The sequence below is a fragment of the Streptomyces gobiensis genome, from assembly GCF_021216675.1.
In the GTDB taxonomy this organism is placed as follows: domain Bacteria; phylum Actinomycetota; class Actinomycetes; order Streptomycetales; family Streptomycetaceae; genus Streptomyces; species Streptomyces gobiensis.
On the sequence record NZ_CP086120.1, the window covers coordinates 4,271,910 to 4,290,131 of the forward strand.

Below are 18,222 nucleotides of genomic sequence, written 5' to 3' on the forward strand. Positions count from 1 at the left end.
CGGGAAGGGGCGGGAATTGGGGAAACCCACTCACGGCACCCCCGCAGCCGGGCGGAGCCCCGCCACGCGGCGGAGCCGCATATCGGTAGAGCCGGGAAGGGGCGGGAATTGGGGAAACCCACCCACGGCACCCCGCAGCCGGGGGGCGGAGCCCCGCCGCGTGGCGGAGCCGCGTATCGGCACAGCGGGGGAGGGGGAACCCCGCGGCGCGGGTCAGAGGCGGGCGGCCTTGAGGGCCATGTGGAGCAGGAGACGGTGCTCACCGTCGTCCAGGTCGAGCCCGGTGAGCTGCTCCACCCGGGAGAGCCGGTAGTACAGCGTTTGCCGGTGAATCCCCAGGGCCGCCGCCGTACGCTTCGCCTGGCCCGCGCAGTCGAGGAACACCTCGGCGGTGTGGGCCATTTCGCGGTGTACCGGCTCCAGCAGGGTCCGTATGACCGGATCGGGCTCGGCGTCGGCGGGCAGCGCGGTCAGCAGGCGGTAGGGCCCGAGCCCGGACCACTGGGCGACGGGACCCAGCCGGGTGTCGGCCCGAGCGGCCCGGGCCGCGGCCAGGGCCTCCCGCCAGGCGCCGGGCAGCTCCATCAGCCCGCCGCGTGGCGCGCTGATGCCCGCCGCGGGCCGCCCCCGTGGGCTCGCCCGCGGTGACCGCAGCAGCCGCTCCGCGGTCGTCAGGGCGGGGTCGAGACCGCCGGACGGGCGCAGCCGTACCAGCGCGGCCAGCGCCGTAGCCGATGGCAGCGCACACAGCGCGGCCACATTCGGCTGCCCGGCCAGCGTGGACTCCCCGCCCGGGGCGTCGCCCTCGCCCCCCTGCCAGGGCGCGATCGCCAGCATCGCCAGCGACGAGATGCCGGCCGCCGCATCGCCGAGCGCGGTGCGCAGCTCCGCGGCGGCGGAGTCCCGGGCCCCGGCGGAGCCGGTGAGCAGCTCCCGCAGCAGCTCACCCAGCCGCGCACCCGCGCGCGCCTCCGCCGCCAGCAGGGCCCCGATCCGGGTAGCCGTGGCCAACGCCTCCGTCAGCCGGGGATCGGTGAGCGCCAGCGCACCGTCGTCCAGCAGCCAGATATAGCCATAGGCGACCCCGCCATGCCGCACGGGCAGGCAGATACGCCCCCTCACCACCCCCGCCGCCGGATCCGGCGGAATCCGTACCGGCTCCGTCGCCCGGGCGATCCCAAACCGCTCGAACCACTCCCGCACCGCCGCCGTGGAGCGCCGCCGCATGATGGACCGGGTCCGTACCGGGTCCATGACCAGCTCGTCGTCATCGCTGTCGCTCTCATGCGCGCCGAAGGCGATCAGCCCGAAATCACGGTTCTCCAGTGTCGCCGGGGTGCCGAGCAGCGCTGATACCTCGTCGATCAGTGCCTGATAGTCCTCGCGCATCCGTTTCCGCCGTCTCCTGGGTCGCGTTCCAGTCCAATGTCACCGACCATTCTCGTACATGTGTCTGAGATCTGGGACACGGATGCGTGACAGCTGTCGATGGTCGCGCATTGGCGCGATCCTTAGGTTTCACGGTGGCTCACCTTGCCGTTCAAGAGGTCTCTTTGTGGAGGTGCCCCGTGCTGGGTCCTGTGCTTCTCGCTGCCGCGCGCAGCGACAGCATCCGCCGTATCGTCTCGGCCGCACCGGTCACCCGCACCGTGGTGGACCGGTTTGTCGCGGGGGAGCGGCTGGATGAGTCTCTGGCGGTGGTGCGCTCGCTGACCGGCCGTGGCCTGGAGGTCACCCTCGATCACCTCGGCGAGGACATCACCGACCGCAGCGAGGCGCTGCGGTCCCGCGACGCCTATCTCGCGCTCGCCAGGGCTCTCAAGGGCGAGGGCCTGGGCGTACGAGCTGAGATGTCGGTGAAGCTGAGCGCCTTCGGGCAGGCGCTGCCCGGTGGCCATGACATCGCCTACGAGAACGTCCTGCCGGTCGTTGAGGCCGCGGCCGAGGCGGGCACGACCGTTACGCTGGATATGGAGGACCACACCACGGTCGACTCCACCCTGGCCATCCTGACCGAGCTCCGGAAGCGTTTCCCGCAGACCGGTGCCGTCGTTCAGTCCTACCTCTTCCGGACCGAGGACGACTGCCACGCACTGGCGGGGGAAGGCTCGCGGGTGCGGCTGGTGAAGGGTGCGTACAAGGAGCCGGCCGGGGTTGCCTTCCAGGACAAACGAGAGGTCGACCGGGCGTACGTCCGCTGCCTGAAGATCCTGATGGCGGGCAAGGGGTACCCCATGATCGGCTCGCATGACCCGCGGATGGTGGCCATCACGCAGGAGCTCGCACGCCGCTTCGGCCGTAAACAGGACGAGTACGAGTTCCAGATGCTGTACGGCATCCGCGAGGCCGAGCAGCGGCGGCTCGTGGCGGAGGGGAACCGGATGCGCGTCTATGTCCCTTACGGCACCGACTGGTACGCGTACTTCATGCGACGGCTTGCCGAGCGCCCCGCCAACCTCGCCTTCTTCCTGCGCTCGCTGGCCACCCGTGGGTAACACAGACGGCGCCTCATGACGAATCAGTACCGCCACATCGGTGAAGGAGAAGAACCATGGACGCTGTGACCCAGGTCCCCGCCCCGTACAACGAGCCGGTGCACACCTACGCACCCGGCAGTGCGGAGCGCGCTCGCCTTGAGAAGAAGCTCAAGGAGCTGTCCGAGAACCCCATTGAGCTCCCCATGACCATCAACGGGGAGAAGCGGATGGGTGGCGGTGAGCGCTTCGACGTCGTACAGCCGCACAACCACAAGGCCGTACTGGGCACCTACGCCAACGCCACCCGCGAGGACGCCCAGGACGCGATTGACGCCGCGCTGGCCGCTGCCCCGGCCTGGCGTGCGATGTCCTTCGACGACCGCGCGGCCATCATCCTCAAGGCCGCCGAGCTGCTGTCCGGCCCATGGCGCGAGACGATCGCCGCCTCCACCATGCTGGGCCAGTCCAAGACCATCCAGCAGGCGGAGATCGACGCCCCCTGTGAGCTGATCGACTTCTGGCGCTTCAATGTGCACTTCGCGCGTGAGCTGCTGCAGGAGCAGCCGCCCATCCAGCCGAAGGGCGTCTGGAACCGCCTTGACCACCGCCCGCTGGAGGGCTTCGTCTACGCGATTACGCCCTTCAACTTCACCGCGATCGCGGGCAACCTGCCCACCGCACCGGCGCTGATGGGCAATGTGGTCGTGTGGAAGCCGTCGCCGACCCAGACCCACGCCGCCGTGCTCCTGATGGAGCTCCTGGAGGAGGCGGGCCTGCCCAAGGGCGTCATCAACCTGGTGACGGGCGATGGCTATGAGGTCTCCGAGGTCGCCCTGCCGCACCCGGAGCTGGCGGGCATCCACTTCACCGGCTCCACCAAGACCTTCCAGCACCTGTGGTCAGAGGTCGGTAAGAACCTCCCGGGCTACCGTTCCTACCCGCGCATCGTCGGTGAGACCGGCGGCAAGGACTTCATCGTCGCCCACCCGACCGCCGACCCGGCGATCCTGAAAACCGCCATCACCCGTGGCGCCTTTGAGTACCAGGGCCAGAAGTGCTCGGCCGCCTCGCGGGCCTACATCCCGCGCTCCATCTGGGAGAGCGGCTTCAAGGACGAGCTGGTGGCCGAGACGGAGAGCCTCCCCATGGGAGATGTCTCCGACCTCTCGAACTTCATCGGCGCCGTGATCGACGACCGTGCCTTCGCCAAGAGCAAGGCGGCGATCGACCGGGCCAAGGCGGACCCGAGCTGCGAGATCGTCGCGGGCGGTACCTACGACGACTCCGTCGGCTACTTCGTCCGTCCGACGGTGATCGAGTGCTCCGACGCGGAGAACGAGGTCTTCAAGAAGGAGTACTTCGGCCCGATCATCGCGGTGCATGTCTATGAGGACGCGAAGTTCGACGAGATGCTGGAGCAGATGGAGTCGGCCTCCGCCTACGCCCTGACCGGCGCCGTCCTCGCCAAGGACCGGCAGGTACTCGCCAAGGCCTCCGAGAAGCTCCGCTTCGCCGCGGGCAACTTCTATCTGAACGACCGCCCCACCGGCTCCATCGTGGGCCAGCAGCCCTTCGGCGGCGCGCGTGCCTCCGGCACGAACGACAAGGCGGGCTCGAAGTTCAACCTGCTCCGCTGGATCTCGCCGCGCGCCATCAAGGAGACCCAGGTGGCCCCGACGGACTACCGGTACCCCCACATGACGTAGTTGCCCCGCTCCGGGGTGGGCGAAGTCGTCGTGGTTGCTGGCGGTGGTGGGTTGCCTTGCGGGGTTGAGCCTGTTGCCCCGCTCCGGGGTGGGCGAAGTCGTCGTGGTTGCTGGCGGTGGTGGGTTGCCTTGCGGGGTTGAGCCCGTTGCCCTGCTTCCGGGTGGCTGCGACCCCCGGTCTTGGGGACCGGGGTCGCAGGGCACCCCAGTGGTCTACGGGTCCCGGTCTTGGGGGTTACGGCCCTCGTCTGGGGGCTGCCACCCTGTTCTGGGTGACTTAGCGTCGGATGTCTGAGGCCCGCTGTTCCGTTCTGGGGTGGCGGGCCTTGGCTGTCGGTATCGTCGAGGGGTGCCGATCCGAGCCGTGCTGTGGGATGTCGACGACACCCTTTTCGATTACACCGGGTCCGACCGGGCGGGGGCCCTGCGCCATCTCACGGATGAGGGGCTGCTCACCCAGTACGCCTCGGCGGAGGCCGCGCTGGAGCGGTGGCGGGTGGTGATGGAAGAACAGTTCGCCCGCTTCCTCGCGGGGGAGCTGGGCTTTATGGAACATCGCAGGGAGCGCGCGCGAGGCTTTCTCGGTAAGACGATGTCGGACGCGGAGGCCGACGCGTGGTTTGGGCGGTATATCGCGCACTACGAGGCGGCGTGGACGCTCTTCCCCGATGTGGTCCCCGCCCTGGACGCGCTCGCTGACGGCTACCGCCATGGGGTGCTGTCCAACTCCTCGGCCGTGAACCAGGAGCGCAAGCTGCGCGCCCTTGGCATCCGGGACCGCTTTGAGGTGCTGGTCTGCGCCGATGAGATCCGGTGCGCCAAGCCCGCCGCCGAGGCCTTCCAGGCGGCCTGTACAGCGATGGGTCTGGCGCCGGGTGAGGTCGCGTATGTGGGCGATCAGCTCGACACCGACGCCCAAGGGGCCGAGGCGGCGGGGCTGCTGGGGGTCTGGCTGGACCGTACGTGCACCGGCGGGGGTGAGCGGGCGGGCCGGATCACCGATCTTGCTGAGCTGCCCGCGGTGCTGGCCAAGTCAGCACCGCTTCCGAGTGGCCTTCGTCTCAGATAGTAGGAAGGCCAACTAATTAGCGAGACATCACAGCGATTCGCTCTTACCTTGGTAGCAGCCGAACGTCTCGCTCCATCCAGCGAACGGCGGATGAGGCGCGGTGCTCTGTCGCAGGTGACCCCTGCCGCACCGTGTGCCCCCGCCCCTTGCGGCATGTATGAATCCGCATTTCTTCTCGGGGTTTGTCTGCTGAAGGAGCCTTGACCATGGATGACACCGCCCGCCGTCGCGCCCGCCATACCGCCCGTACGAACGATGCCGACCGGAAGAACGCTGCCGCTGCGCTGCAGCGTGCGCTGGACCGTCGCGACAACGGCGGCGCCACCGGTCACTGAGCCCGTTTCCCTCGTCCACATGACGGACGGAGCGTGTCATCTCATGGGACGGGGAGTAGTGTCCGGCCCATGGCGCGCAGCATCAATCTCGCAGTGATTCCCGGCGACGGTATCGGCCAGGAGGTCGTGTCCCAGGGCCTGAAGGTCCTCTCCGCGGCACTTCCCCAGGACGTCAAGCTGGAGAGCAAGGAGTACGACCTCGGTGCCAGGCGCTGGCACGCCACGGGGGAGACTCTTCCGGATGCTGAGCTGGAGCAGCTCAAGGCGCATGACGCCATCCTGCTGGGCGCCATCGGAGACCCGTCCGTGCCCTCCGGGGTGCTGGAGCGCGGGATGCTGCTGAAGCTGCGCTTCGCCTTCGACCACTACGTCAATCTGCGCCCCTCGAAGCTCTTCCCCAATACGGCCACCCCGCTGGCGGGCCGCCCGGAGATCCACTTTGTCGTCGTCCGGGAGGGCACCGAGGGCCCGTACGTTGGCAACGGTGGCAGCCTGCGCACCGGTACCCCCGCCGAGGTGGCCACCGAAGTCAGCCTTAACACCGCCTATGGGGTGGAGCGGGTGGTGCGCGACGCGTACGAGCGGGCCAACGCCCGGCCGCGTAAGAAGCTGACCCTGGTACACAAGAACAACGTCCTCGTCTACGCCGGGCACCTGTGGAAGAACATCTTCGACCGGGTCGGCCAGGAGTACCCCGAGGTCACCACCGACTATCTGCATGTCGACGCCGCGACGATCTTCCTGGTGAACGACCCCGCGCGCTTCGATGTGATCGTCACCGACAACCTCTTCGGTGACATCCTCACCGACCTCGCCGCCGCCATCACCGGCGGCATCGGCCTCGCCGCCTCCGGCAACATCAACCCGGCCGGGGACTTCCCGTCGATGTTCGAGCCGGTGCACGGCTCCGCCCCGGACATCGCGGGCACCGGCAAGGCCGACCCCACCGCGACGATCCTCTCCGTCGCGCTGCTGCTGCGGCACCTGGGCTACGACGCCGAGGCCGCCCGTATCGAGGACGCGGTCACCGCGGACCTCGCCGGGCGGGACGGCGCCGCGCCACGCACCACCGATGAGATCGGTGACGCCCTCGCGGTACGAGTAGCGAGCTAGCCCGGCGCACAGCGCCGGGCCGCCCAAGCGCCCGGTGGCTGTGCTACCTGGCGGTTGGGTGCGACCATCTATCCCAGGGCCGCCACCCGTGTGTTCCGCGCGGCACCCCACGAGCGATAATCGGACGTGGGGCCGCGTCGCGAGGAAAAGCTCGGACGTCCTAGTACGTGAGCGGTCCGCCACACCACATCAGTGAAGGACGCGCCCATGACGACGCCCCGTATCGACTTCGACCTCAAGCCCTCCGCTCAGCCGCTGGCGGACGCGGAGCGTGAGGCGGTGCTCGCCAAACCCGGCTTCGGCCGCCACTTCACGGACCACATGGTCACCATCAAGTGGACCGAGGGACGTGGCTGGCACGACGCGCAGCTTGAGCCGTACGCGCCGCTGCAGATGGACCCGGCGAATATGACGCTGCACTACGCGCAGTCGATTTTCGAAGGGCTGAAGGCCTACCGTCAGGACGATGGCTCGGTCGCCGTCTTCCGCCCGGACGCCAACGCCAGGCGCTTCCAGAACTCCGCCCGTCGCCTTGCCATGCCCGAACTGCCCGTCGAGACGTTCATCGAGGCCTGCGATCTGCTCATCCAGCAGGACAAGGCATGGGTCCCGGGTGTCGGCGAGGAGTCCCTCTATCTGCGCCCCTTCATGTTCGCCAGCGAAGTCGGTCTCGGCGTCAAGCCCGCCAACGAATACCTCTTCATGGTGATCGCCTCACCCGCCGGCCCCTACTTCCCCGGCGGCATCAAGCCGGTCTCCGTCTGGCTCTCCGAGGAGTACGTCCGTGCCGCCCCCGGTGGCACCGGCGAGGCCAAGTGCGCGGGCAACTACGCCGCCTCCCTGGTCGCCCAGGCCGAGGCTGCCGCGCACGGCTGCGATCAGGTGGTCTGGCTGGACGCGATCGAGCGCCGCTGGATCGAGGAAATGGGCGGCATGAACCTGTACTTCGTGCAGGGCAGCGGTGCGGATGCCAAGGTCATGACCCCGGAGCTGACCGGCACCCTGCTTCCGGGGATCACCCGTGACTCGCTGCTGAAGATCGCCGCTGATATGGGCTACGCGACCGAGGAGATCCGTATCTCCACCGACGACTGGCGTGAGGGCAACGCCAGCGGGGCCATCACCGAGGTCTTCGCCTGCGGTACCGCGGCCGTTATCACCCCGGTCGGCTCGGTGAAGTCGGCCCGCGGCGAGTGGACGGTCGGCGACGGTCAGCCCGGCGAGATCACCATGAAACTCCGCGAGGCACTGCTCGCCATCCAGAACGGCCGCGCGGCGGACCCGCACGGCTGGATGCACAGACTCGGCTGATGTCTTCGACAGTCCGCCACCGCCGCGCGTCACGCGGCGGTGGCGGACTGCGCGCATTCTGGTACGGCCATGCGGACGCCCGGGCCGCCGCCGCTGCCGGCTTGACCGGCTGCATGAGGGGCCGGAGACCAGCGCGGGCAGCGCTCAGGTACGGCGGTAAGTCCGAATCGTGAGACATGCCGTGGCCCGCGAGGCTGATGTGCAAGACTGCCTTCGTGCTCTCGTTTGCCATGATTATTGGTGACAGCGCGCCGGTCCGCAGTGACCGCTGATCGCATGAACCCCTATGCGGTGGCGGACACCATGTCCCAGACCCGCGCGCAGACCTCTCGCACCCGCGAGAGGTTTTTTCGTTTTCCGGCCCATCTACGCCGGAGGCGGGAGCGCGCGGGATGATGGGGACAAGTGGAGCCATGCCTTCCGGATCCACTCATTTCTCGTAGGAGATAGAGCAGCATGACCACCGATGCCCCCGACGATTCGTTCCATGTCTTCGACACCACGCTGCGCGATGGCGCCCAGCGTGAGGGGATCAACCTGACGGTCTCCGACAAGCTGACCATCGCCCGCCACCTGGACGAGTTCGGCGTGGGATTTATCGAGGGCGGCTGGCCCGGCGCGAACCCACGGGACACGGAGTTCTTCGAGCGGGCCCGGGCGGAGATCGACTTCAAGCACGCCCAGCTCGTCGCCTTCGGTGCCACCCGCAGGGCGGGGGCGCGCGCCGAGGACGATCCACAGGTGCGGGCGCTCCTCGACTCCGGCGCGCCTGTCGTCACCCTGGTGGCCAAGTCCCACGACCGGCATGTGGAGCTGGCGCTGCGCACCACGCTGGAGGAGAACCTGGCGATGGTGCGGGACACCGTCGCCTGTCTGCGGGAGCGGGGCCGTCGGGTCTTCGTCGACTGCGAGCACTTCTTCGACGGTTACCACGCCAACGCCGAGTACGCGAAGCAGGTCGTGCGCACCGCGTATGAGGCGGGCGCCGATGTGGTCGTGCTGTGTGACACCAATGGCGGGATGCTTCCCGCGCAGGTGCACGCGGTCGTACGGACGGTGCTCGCCGATACCGGTGCCCGGCTGGGTATCCACGCGCAGGACGACACCGGGTGTGCCATCGCCAACACCCTCGCCGCCGTGGACGCCGGTGCCACGCATGTGCAGTGCACCGCCAATGGCTATGGCGAGCGGGTCGGCAACGCCAATCTCTTCCCGGTCGTCGCCGCGCTTCAGCTCAAATACGGCAAGCAGGTCATCCCGGCGGGCTCGCTCCCGGAGATGACCCGTATCTCGCATGCCATCGCCGAGGTCGTCAATCTCACCCCGTCCACCCATGAGCCGTACGTCGGGGTCTCGGCCTTCGCGCACAAGGCCGGGCTGCACGCCTCCGCGATCAAGATCGACCCGGATCTGTATCAGCACATCGACCCCGATCAGGTCGGTAACTCCATGCGGATGCTGGTCTCCGACATGGCGGGCCGCGCCTCGGTCGAGCTCAAGGGCAAGGAGCTGGGCTATGACCTGACCGGCGACCGGGAGCTGGTCGGCCGGATCGTTGAGAAGGTCAAGGAGCAGGAGCTCAAGGGGTACACCTATGAGGCCGCCGACGCCTCCTTCGAACTGCTGCTGAGGGATGAGGTGCAGGGCGGCGGCGCACCGCGGTACTACCGGCTGGAGTCCTGGCGGGCGATCATCGAGGACCGCCCCGACGGCACCCACGCCAATGAGGCGACCGTACGGCTGTGGGCCAAGGGCGAGCGTGTCGTCGCCACCGGCGAGGGCAATGGCCCAGTCAACGCACTCGACCGGGCGCTGCGTGTCGCGCTGGAGCGGATCTTCCCGGAGCTGGCCCGGCTGTCGCTGGTGGACTACAAGGTACGGATCCTGCCCGGCACCCACGGCACCGAGTCGACCACCCGGGTGCTGATCTCCACCAGCGACGGCACCACGGAGTGGTCCACGGTCGGGGTGGCGGACAACGTCATCGCCGCCTCCTGGCAGGCCCTGGACGACGCCTACACCTATGGGCTGCTGCGGGCTGGGGTGCAGCCCAGCGAGTAGGGCGGCTCAGCTCGCCATCAGGGACTCGTTGAAGTAGTCCCTGACATGGGCGAGCACTATGTCCCGGTCCAGACCCGGCAGCCCCACCACCAGATGGGTGCCGAAGCCGTCCAGCAGGGCGCGGGTGCGAGTGGCGAACCGGTCAGCGTCGACCGCCTTGAACTCGCCCCGCGCCGCGCCCTCCACGAAGAGCGCCACCAGATCGCGGTGCCAGGCCAGCTCCAGCTCCAGCTGGCGGGAGCGGACTTCGTCGTCGGCGCACTGCGAGCGGTTCCAGACCTCCAGCCAGAGCGCCCAGGCGGGGTCCCGGGGACCGTTGGGAAGGTAGAGGTCGACCAGTATGTCCAGCCGCTCCCGGGCCGGGACCTGCCGGGCCAGGGCGGCCCGGCGCTCAACGCCCAGCTGCTCCTCGCTCCACTGCAGTGTCTGGAGCAGCAGCTCATCCTTGGTCTTGAAGTAGTAGAGGAGATGGCCGCTGCTCATCCCGACCTGGCGGCCCAGCCCGGCCATGGTGAGCCGTTCCAGACCGTACTCGGCGATGGTGGCCATGGCGGCGGCCAGCAGTTGCTCCCGTGGCTGGGCGGGACGGCGGGGTCGGTTCTCCCGCCGGGCATGCCCCCCGGAACGATCTGGCAATGCGGGCTCCTCCATGCGTTACGCCGTCAGACCTTCGGCTGCTGCTGGGTGATGCAGTGGATACCGCCACCCGCGGCGAAGATCGTACGCGCGTCGACGAGCGTCACCGTGCGGTCGGGGAAGAGTCTGCGGAAGATTCCCGCGTTGTGCTCATCCATCCGGTCCTGGAAGCCGCACAGCACCACGCCTCCGTTGCAGAGGTAGTGGTTCACATACGAGTAGTCCACGAGCTCCCCGTCCACCTCGGTGATGGTCGGCGCGGGCAGCTCCACCACCTCCAGCGGGCGGCCCTTGGCATCGGTGGAGGCCCGCAGCAGCTTCACCGTCTCCCGGCAGATGTCATGGTCCGGGTGGGAGGGATCGGGCTGGCTGTGGGCGACCACCAGGCCGGGCCGGACAAAGGCGGCGACGAGATCAACGTGGCCACGGGTGCCGAACTGTCCGTAGTCGGCGGTGAGCCCACAGGGCAGCCAGATCGCCTTCCGGGTGCCGAGGTGCGCATGGATCTCGGCCTCGATCTGCTCATGTGCCCAGCCGGGGTTACGGCCGGGATCGAGCTGGACGGTCTCGGTGAGCAGGACGGTGCCCTCGCCGTCGACATGGATGCCGCCGCCCTCGTTGACCAGCAAAGAGGCGTACGTACGGGCGTCGGCCCAGTTTGCCACCTGGGCACCGATCTTGGCGTCGTGGTCCCAGCGGGCCCAGGGCTGGGCGCCCCAGCCGTTGAAGATCCAGTCCACGGCGGCCAGTTGGCCGCTCCCAGCCCTGGCGGCCTGGGCGGTGCCCCCACCGGTGACGAAGGTCGGTCCGATGTCGCGCATCCAGGCGTCGTCGACCTGCTGCTCGATGACCTCGATCCCGGAGCCGAGGTGCCGGCGTGCGATGGCCGCCTGGTCGGGGGAGGCCACGACGCTTACCGGCTCGAAGCGGCGGACCGCACGGGCGACACGCGCCCAGGCGGTACGGGCCTCGGCCAGCGCCTCCTCGGTATCGAAGGTGGGGTTGGGGCCGGGCCAGGCCATCCAGGTGCGGTCGTGCGGCGCCCACTCGGGGGGCATTCGGAAGCCGTCGGCGGCAGGGGTCGACATGGGTGTCGCGTCCTTCGGGGTCAGTAAGCAGGCAGGAAAGCAGGCCGGAAACGGGCCAGAAGCAGGCTGAGTGGGAGAGACGGCGGGATTACAGGCTGAGTGGGATTACAGGAAGTACAGGCGGTTCAGCGAGACGCTCTCGGCCGGGTCGGAGCGCAGGGGGTCGCCGTCGAGGGTGACCAGCCCGCTGCGCTCATCCACCCGCACCTCGCCGATGCGGGAGTTGTGCACCAGGTCCGCCGGGCCGATGCCACGGGTGCCGCGCACCGCCACCCGGCGGCGCCGGGTGAGCATCCCGTCGGCGCCCTGCTCGGTGGCGGCCCGTGAGACGAAGGCGACCGAGATATCGGCGGGCGTGGCGCCGTAGGCACCGAACTGCGGGCCGAGGACGAGGGGTTCGCAGGTGTCGGTGGCGGCGTTGGGGTCGCCGGTGACGCCATAGGCGGGGAAGCCGGACTTCAGGACCAGCTGGGGCTTCGCCCCGAAGTAGGCGGGCTGCCAGAGCACGATGTCGGCCAGCTTGCCCACCTCGATGGAGCCGATCTCATGCGACAGACCGTGGGCGATCGACGGGTTGAGGGTGAGCTTGGCGATATAGCGCAGCACCCGCGCGTTGTCGTCGCCTTCCCCGTCACCGGGCTCCCCGTCCTGGGGAAGGAGGGGACCCAGCTCGGCCTTGAGCTTCCCGGCCATCTGGAACGTACGGCGTACGGTCTCACCCGCGCGCCCCATGCCCTGGGCATCGGAGGAGGTGATGCCGATGGCACCCAGATCGTGCAGGACGTCCTCGGCGCCCATCGTCCCCGCGCGGATCCGGTCCCGGGCCATCGCCGCGTCACCGGGCAGATCGGTCTTCAGATCGTGGACGGAGACGATCATGCCGTAGTGCTCGGCGATCGCGTCCCGCCCGAAGGGCAGCGTGGGGTTGGTGGAGGAGCCGATGACGTTGGGGACGCCCGCCATCTTCAGCACATTGGGCACATGGCCGCCGCCGCAGCCTTCGATATGGAAGGCGTGGATGGTCCGGCCGTCCAGCACCGCGAGGGTGTCCTCGACCGCGAGGGACTCATTGAGGCCATCGCTGTGCAGGGCGACCTGGACATCGTGCTCCTCGGCGACCCGCAGCGCGGTGTCCAGGGCGCGGCGGTGGGCGCCCATGTCCTCGTGCACCTTGAAGCCGCAGGCCCCGCCCTGGGCGAGGGCTTCGGTCAGCGGTGCCGGGTCCGAGGAGGAACCACGGCCCAGGAAGCCGATATTGACCGGCCAGGCGTCAAAGGCGTTGAAGGCGTGCCGCAGTGCCCAGGGGGAGTTGACGCCGACGCCCCACACCGGGCCGAACTCCTGCCCGATGATGGTGGTCACACCGGAGGCCAGCGAGGCCTCCATGATCCGCGGTGACAGCAGATGGACATGGGTGTCCACCGCACCGGCGGTGGCGATCAGCCCCTCACCGGAGACGATCGAGGTGCCGGTGCCGACGACCACATCCACCCCGTCCAGGGTGTCCGGGTTCCCGGCCCGTCCGATGGCGTGGATACGACCCTCACGGATGCCGATCGACACCTTGCGGATGCCCTGCACCGCGTCGATGACCAGCACGTTGCTGATGACGACATCGCAGGTCTCGCTGGCCGCGGCGGCCTTGAGGTGCAGCCCGTCCCGGGCTGTCTTGCCGAAGCCCGCCAGGAACTCATCGCCCGGTTTCTGGGCGTCGGACTCCACCCGGACGACAAGCCCGGAGTCGCCCAGCCGCACCCGGTCCCCGGCGCGTGGGCCGTGCACGGAGGCATAGGGGGTCTGGGCGTTCTGCCCATGAGAAGTACAGCCGTGGGGGTCGCTGGTCATGATGCCGGTCCCTCCGCTCCCAGATATCCGCAGGCGGCCGCCCGTCGCAGCGCCTCTTTCCGCGCGCCCGGCGCGTCCAGTGGTCCGTCGACCAGTCCGGCGAAGCCGATCGCGATCCGGTCGCCGCCGATCGGCACCAGCGGGGCCTGGACCGTCTCACCGGGGCCAAAACGCAGCGAGGAACCGGCCGGTACACACAGCCGCATGCCGTAAGCCGCCGCTCGGTCGAAGTGCAGCCGGGGGTTGACCTCGAAGAAGTGAAAGTGCGAGGTGACGCTGACGGGAACGGACGCGGTGTTCCGCACCGTCAGCGTCACCTCCGGCTCGGGCTCCGCTGCCGCGGGCCCTGGCAGTACCGCGCCCGGTCCGTCCACCGTCGCGGCACCAATCGGCTCGGGTACCACAGCGAGCCGTGAGCCGTCTTCAAAAACCGCCTCGACATGGACCTCGGTGATCACATCGGCGACCCCGGGCAGCACATCGTCGGGACCGAGCACATCGCGGGCGGCCTGGATCGCTTCCGCGAGCCGCAGCCCGTCCCGGGCGGCCTCGCAGACCGTGTCGGCGATCAGCGCGGTCGCTTCGGGCACATTGAGGCGCAGCCCACGGGCCCGCCGTGCCCGGGCCAGCTCGGCGGCGCCGTACAGCAGCAGCCGGTCGCGCTCCGTCGGGGTCAGCCGCATCGGGCTCTCCACCTCCCGCTCTTTGCTCCATCGGTTAGAGCATCACTCTAAACCTTCAATGACTTCTTGCGGAAGTCTTGACCTGAGAAGGGGCGGGTCTCACATTTAGTGAAGCTCAATGCTTTGAGTGCCGCTCAAAATACTCACCCCCGTGTCCCCAGGGAGTACCGCTATGCAGATCGAGCAATACGGCGTCGACACCATCCCGGACGAGGAACGCACCAGTCGGCCGCGCGACATCGTCAGCTTTCTGCTCGGCTCGAATCTCGCACTGGGCGTCGTGATCTTCGGCTGGCTGCCGGTCTCCTTCGGCCTGGGCTTCTGGCCCTCGGTCACCTCACTGCTCCTGGGCACCCTGGTCGGCACTTTCCTCGTCGCGCCGCTCGCTCTGGTCTCCCTGCGCACCGCGACCAATCTGTCCACCAGCAGCGGGGCGCAGTTCGGGGTGCGCGGCCGGCTCATCGGCTCGGTGATCGGCCTGCTGCTCTCGCTCGGCTACTCGGCGCTGACCCTGTGGGTCGGCGGCGAGGCGATGGTCGCCTCGCTGGGCAGGCTGGTGGGAATGCCGGAGACCGGTACCGGCTATGCGGTGATCTACGCACTGCTGGCCGGCTGCACCGCCTTCGCCGCCATCTACGGCTACCGGCTGCTGCTGAGAATCAGCCGCGTGCTCGCCATCGGGATGACCCTGCTCCTGATCGTCGGCATCTTCGCCTACGCGCCCGACTTCACCACCGCGGCACCGGAAGGCAGCGAGTATCTGCTCGGCGGCTTCTGGCCGACCTGGGCGCTGTCCACCGTCGCCGCCGGACTGAGCGGCCCGATCGCCTTCATCCTGCTGCTGGGCGACTACACCCGCTACATCTCGCCGGGGCGCCACTCCTCGCGCAAGGTCTGGCTCGCCACCTGCGTCGGCCTTGTCGTCGGTCTGTCCATCCCCCAGCTCTTCGGCACCTTCACCGCCCTCGCCGTGGGGGCGTACGAAGACTACGCCGGTCCGCTGGTCGCCGGGGCGCCCTTCTGGTTCCTGGTACCGCTGCTGCTCGCCGCGTCCGCCGGATCGATCGGCAATGCCGGTCTGATGCTCTACTCCATGGGTCTCGACCTGGATGCGATCATGCCGCGCACCACCCGTACGAAGGCCACCTACGCGGTCGCCGTGATCTCCACCGCAATGGTCTTCTTCGGCCACTTCGTCTGGAACGCACAGGACGCGATGACGTCCTTTGTGCTGCTGCTGACCGCGGTGGGTACGCCCTGGGCGGTCATCGTTCTGATGGGATACATCCGCTGCCGTGGCGAGTACGACAGCGAAGCGCTCCAGGTGCTCAACCGCCGGGCGCACGGCGGCGCCTACTGGTACCGCGCCGGATGGAACCCACGGGCCACCGTGGCGTGGACGGTGGGCTCGGCGGTGGGCCTGTTCGCTGTGGACACCCCGCTGTACACCGGCCCCCTGGTTGAGCCGCTCGGTGGCCTCGACTTCAGCTTCCTGCTCTCCGCCGCGGTGACGGCCGTCCTCTTCCTGATCGCTTCCCGGGAGCGTCCCGCCGGTGCCACCCCGGCCCCGGCCCCGGCCACGCCGACGGCGGAAGAGGCCCCCGCGGCCGTCTGACAACCCGTTGCGAAGGTATTGGGCACCATGGAGCGCTGTCCCCGCACCGGCCCGGTGCGGAGACAGCGCTCCATGACCATTCGGTATACGGCCACGGCGCATATGCTGACCTGTGCCGTAACGCTCGCCTAACCTCCGGTAACGAGCAGACGGCGTCGTACTGTAGGACCCCCACAGCGTGGCGCCGCTCAGGTGTGAGGCTTCGCTGCTCGACTGAGCCGGGGGAGTGCTGGTTCTGTCCAGCGCAGCCATGAAATGGCGGCGGAGACTGTACGAATCCGACGAGGGTGTTCTGGGCGCGGGTTTCGTAGGGTCTATACATGACCGATCTGCTTCAGACCTCAGCCGCGGCGACTGACGCACGAGGCCGTACGGCTGAGCTGCACGCCATCCGTGAGGAAGCCCGGCGTGGCCCGAGCGCGCGCGCTACCGAGGCCCAGCATGCGAAGGGGAAGCTGACCGCGCGTGAGCGGATCGACCTGCTGGTGGATGAGGGATCCTTCAACGAGGTCGAGACGCTGCGCCGGCACCGGGCGACCGGTTTTGGGCTGGAGTCGAAGAAGCCCTACACCGATGGCGTGATCACCGGGTGGGGAACCGTGCACGGCCGGACGGTCTTCGTTTACGCGCATGACTTCCGGATCTTCGGCGGGGCGCTGGGTGAGGCCCACGCCACCAAGATCCACAAGATTATGGACATGGCGATCGCGGCGGGCGCTCCGCTGGTGTCGCTGAACGACGGTGCGGGCGCCCGTATCCAGGAAGGCGTCTCGGCGCTGGCCGGATATGGCGGAATCTTCCAGCGCAACACCAAGGCGTCGGGGGTGATCCCGCAGATCTCGGTGATGCTCGGTCCGTGCGCGGGCGGTGCGGCCTACTCACCGGCGCTGACGGACTTTGTGTTCATGGTCCGGGACACCTCACAGATGTTCATCACCGGCCCGGATGTGGTGCAGGCGGTGACCGGCGAGAAGATCTCGCAGAACGGGCTGGGCGGCGCGGATGTCCACGCGGGCACCTCGGGTGTGTCGCACTTCGCGTACGACGACGAGGAGACCTGCCTGGAAGAGGTGCGGTATCTGCTCTCGCTGCTGCCGCAGAACAACCGGGAGAACCCGCCCACGGTGCTGACGGAGGACCCGGCCGACCGCCGCGCGGACGCGCTGCTGGAACTGGTCCCCGCCGATGGCAACCGGCCCTATGACATGCGCAAGGTGATCGAGGAAATCGTCGACGACGGCGAGTATCTGGAGATCCATGAGCGCTGGGCGACGAACATCATCTGTACGCTCACCCGTCTGGACGGTCAGGTGGTCGGCATCGTCGCCAACCAACCGCAGTCACTGGCCGGAGTGTTGGACATCGAGGCATCTGAGAAGGCTGCGCGCTTTGTCCAGATGTGTGATGCTTTCAACATTCCGATCGTGACCCTGCTGGATGTGCCCGGCTTTCTGCCGGGTGTCGATCAGGAGCATGGCGGGATCATCCGGCATGGCGCGAAGCTGCTGTACGCGTACTGCAACGCGACCGTGCCCAGGATCTCGGTAGTGCTGCGGAAGGCGTATGGCGGTGCGTACATCGTGATGGACTCCCAGTCCATTGGAGCGGATCTGACCTATGCGTGGCCGACCAACGAGATCGCGGTGATGGGCGCCGAGGGCGCCGCCAACGTCATCTTCCGCAAGCAGATCGCCGCGGCCGATGACTCCGAGGCCATGCGGGTGCGGATGGTCAAGGAGTACAAGTCCGAACTGATGCACCCCTACTACGCCGCGGAGCGCGGCCTGGTCGATGACGTCATCGACCCTGGCGAGACCCGTGAGGTTCTTATCCGTTCGCTGGCCATGCTCCGCACGAAGCACGCAGACCTGCCATCCCGTAAGCACGGCAACCCGCCGCAGTAAGCAGCATGAGCTGCATTAATGGAGAGCCTTGTGAGCACGACTGACACCGCCAACCTCGTCCGGGTGGAGAAGGGCGAGGCCAGCGATGAGGAGCTGGCCGCCGTCACAGCGCTGCTGCTGGCCCGTGCGGCCAGTGGCCAGGGCGCGCGGCGGGATGCCCGGCCCGGCCCTACCGTTGCGGGCTGGCGCCGCCTTGAGCGCACACCGGGCTTCCGGGCCCCGCACAGCTGGCAGGGCACCTCTTCTTAACGGCGTCGCGTGTGGCCTGCGCGGCGGGCCCCGATGCGGGGCGGGGCTCCGCCCGGCTGCGGGGGTGCCGTGGGTGGGTTTCCCCGTATCCCGCCCCTTCCCGTAACCGGGGCTGCGCCCCGGGGCCCCG

15 protein-coding genes are annotated in these 18,222 nt (G+C 68.7%); 10 read left to right on the plus strand and 5 right to left on the minus strand.

What is annotated here, in order from left to right; genetic code table 11:
* Positions 1–213 precede the first annotated feature (213 nt).
* Positions 214–1,389 carry a PucR family transcriptional regulator gene (locus test1122_RS19970; RefSeq protein ID WP_232270533.1) on the minus strand — a complete coding sequence of 392 codons (1,176 nt, stop codon included), beginning with the start codon at positions 1,387–1,389 and terminating at the stop codon, positions 214–216.
* 179 nt (positions 1,390–1,568) lie between these two features.
* Between test1122_RS19970 and test1122_RS19975 the strand changes: the two genes are divergently transcribed.
* From test1122_RS19975 to cimA, 7 genes are all read left to right on the plus strand, one after another.
* On the plus strand, positions 1,569–2,495 hold the full coding sequence (locus test1122_RS19975; RefSeq protein WP_232270534.1) for a proline dehydrogenase family protein: 927 nt from the start codon (positions 1,569–1,571) through the stop codon (positions 2,493–2,495).
* Positions 2,496–2,551: 56 nt separating this feature from the next.
* A complete protein-coding gene (pruA, locus tag test1122_RS19980) occupies positions 2,552–4,183 on the plus strand; it encodes an L-glutamate gamma-semialdehyde dehydrogenase (protein WP_232270535.1) in 1,632 nt (543 codons plus the stop codon).
* Positions 4,184–4,532: 349 nt separating this feature from the next.
* Complete coding sequence (locus tag test1122_RS19985) at positions 4,533–5,252, plus strand: HAD family hydrolase (RefSeq protein WP_232270536.1); 720 nt, start codon at positions 4,533–4,535, stop codon at positions 5,250–5,252.
* Between the two features lie 206 nt (positions 5,253–5,458).
* Positions 5,459–5,587 (plus strand): hypothetical protein, encoded by a 129-nt coding sequence (locus test1122_RS26605; protein WP_277879860.1) that lies wholly within the window; start codon positions 5,459–5,461, stop codon positions 5,585–5,587.
* A gap of 69 nt (positions 5,588–5,656) precedes the next feature.
* On the plus strand, positions 5,657–6,700 hold the full coding sequence (locus test1122_RS19990) for a 3-isopropylmalate dehydrogenase (RefSeq protein WP_232270537.1): 1,044 nt from the start codon (positions 5,657–5,659) through the stop codon (positions 6,698–6,700).
* Between the two features lie 207 nt (positions 6,701–6,907).
* Entirely contained in the window at positions 6,908–8,011 is a 1,104-nt protein-coding gene (locus tag test1122_RS19995; protein ID WP_232270538.1) for a branched-chain amino acid aminotransferase, read from the plus strand.
* A 456-nt stretch (positions 8,012–8,467) separates the two neighbouring features.
* A complete protein-coding gene (gene cimA, locus test1122_RS20000) occupies positions 8,468–10,072 on the plus strand; it encodes a citramalate synthase (protein WP_232270539.1) in 1,605 nt (534 codons plus the stop codon).
* Positions 10,073–10,078: 6 nt separating this feature from the next.
* Here cimA and test1122_RS20005 read toward each other — a convergent pair whose 3' ends face one another.
* From test1122_RS20005 to ureA, 4 genes are all read right to left on the minus strand, one after another.
* Positions 10,079–10,708 carry a TetR/AcrR family transcriptional regulator gene (locus test1122_RS20005; protein ID WP_232270540.1) on the minus strand — a complete coding sequence of 210 codons (630 nt, stop codon included), beginning with the start codon at positions 10,706–10,708 and terminating at the stop codon, positions 10,079–10,081.
* A 26-nt stretch (positions 10,709–10,734) separates the two neighbouring features.
* Positions 10,735–11,796, minus strand: coding sequence for an agmatine deiminase family protein (locus tag test1122_RS20010; RefSeq protein ID WP_232270541.1), 1,062 nt, complete (start codon positions 11,794–11,796; stop codon positions 10,735–10,737).
* Positions 11,797–11,901: 105 nt separating this feature from the next.
* On the minus strand, positions 11,902–13,641 hold the full coding sequence (locus tag test1122_RS20015; protein ID WP_232270542.1) for an urease subunit alpha: 1,740 nt from the start codon (positions 13,639–13,641) through the stop codon (positions 11,902–11,904).
* Positions 13,638–14,324 (minus strand): urease subunit gamma, encoded by a 687-nt coding sequence (ureA, locus tag test1122_RS20020; RefSeq protein WP_232272004.1) that lies wholly within the window; start codon positions 14,322–14,324, stop codon positions 13,638–13,640. Before ureA ends, test1122_RS20015 begins: the two co-directional genes overlap by 4 nt.
* A 172-nt stretch (positions 14,325–14,496) precedes the next feature.
* Here ureA and test1122_RS20025 point away from each other — a divergent pair, with 172 nt between their 5' ends.
* From test1122_RS20025 to test1122_RS20035, 3 genes are all read left to right on the plus strand, one after another.
* A complete protein-coding gene (locus test1122_RS20025; RefSeq protein WP_232270543.1) occupies positions 14,497–15,939 on the plus strand; it encodes a cytosine permease in 1,443 nt (480 codons plus the stop codon).
* Between the two features lie 320 nt (positions 15,940–16,259).
* A complete protein-coding gene (locus test1122_RS20030) occupies positions 16,260–17,843 on the plus strand; it encodes an acyl-CoA carboxylase subunit beta (RefSeq protein ID WP_232270544.1) in 1,584 nt (527 codons plus the stop codon).
* A gap of 30 nt (positions 17,844–17,873) precedes the next feature.
* On the plus strand, positions 17,874–18,092 hold the full coding sequence (locus test1122_RS20035) for an acyl-CoA carboxylase epsilon subunit (protein WP_422397023.1): 219 nt from the start codon (positions 17,874–17,876) through the stop codon (positions 18,090–18,092).
* Positions 18,093–18,222 lie beyond the last annotated feature (130 nt).

Excerpts from the sequence above, each read along its gene's own strand:
- test1122_RS19970 (WP_232270533.1), bottom strand. The coding sequence starts at position 1,389 with ATGCGCGAGGACTATCAGGCACTGATCGACGAGGTATCAGCGCTGCTC.
- test1122_RS20015 (WP_232270542.1), bottom strand. The coding sequence starts at position 13,641 with ATGACCAGCGACCCCCACGGCTGTACTTCTCATGGGCAGAACGCCCAG.
- test1122_RS19990 (WP_232270537.1), top strand. The coding sequence starts at position 5,657 with ATGGCGCGCAGCATCAATCTCGCAGTGATTCCCGGCGACGGTATCGGC.
- test1122_RS26605 (WP_277879860.1), top strand. The coding sequence starts at position 5,459 with ATGGATGACACCGCCCGCCGTCGCGCCCGCCATACCGCCCGTACGAAC.
- test1122_RS20030 (WP_232270544.1), top strand. The coding sequence starts at position 16,260 with ATGACCGATCTGCTTCAGACCTCAGCCGCGGCGACTGACGCACGAGGC.
- test1122_RS19995 (WP_232270538.1), top strand. The coding sequence starts at position 6,908 with ATGACGACGCCCCGTATCGACTTCGACCTCAAGCCCTCCGCTCAGCCG.
- pruA (WP_232270535.1), top strand. The coding sequence starts at position 2,552 with ATGGACGCTGTGACCCAGGTCCCCGCCCCGTACAACGAGCCGGTGCAC.
- ureA (WP_232272004.1), bottom strand. The coding sequence starts at position 14,324 with ATGCGGCTGACCCCGACGGAGCGCGACCGGCTGCTGCTGTACGGCGCC.
- test1122_RS20025 (WP_232270543.1), top strand. The coding sequence starts at position 14,497 with ATGCAGATCGAGCAATACGGCGTCGACACCATCCCGGACGAGGAACGC.
- cimA (WP_232270539.1), top strand. The coding sequence starts at position 8,468 with ATGACCACCGATGCCCCCGACGATTCGTTCCATGTCTTCGACACCACG.
- test1122_RS20010 (WP_232270541.1), bottom strand. The coding sequence starts at position 11,796 with ATGTCGACCCCTGCCGCCGACGGCTTCCGAATGCCCCCCGAGTGGGCG.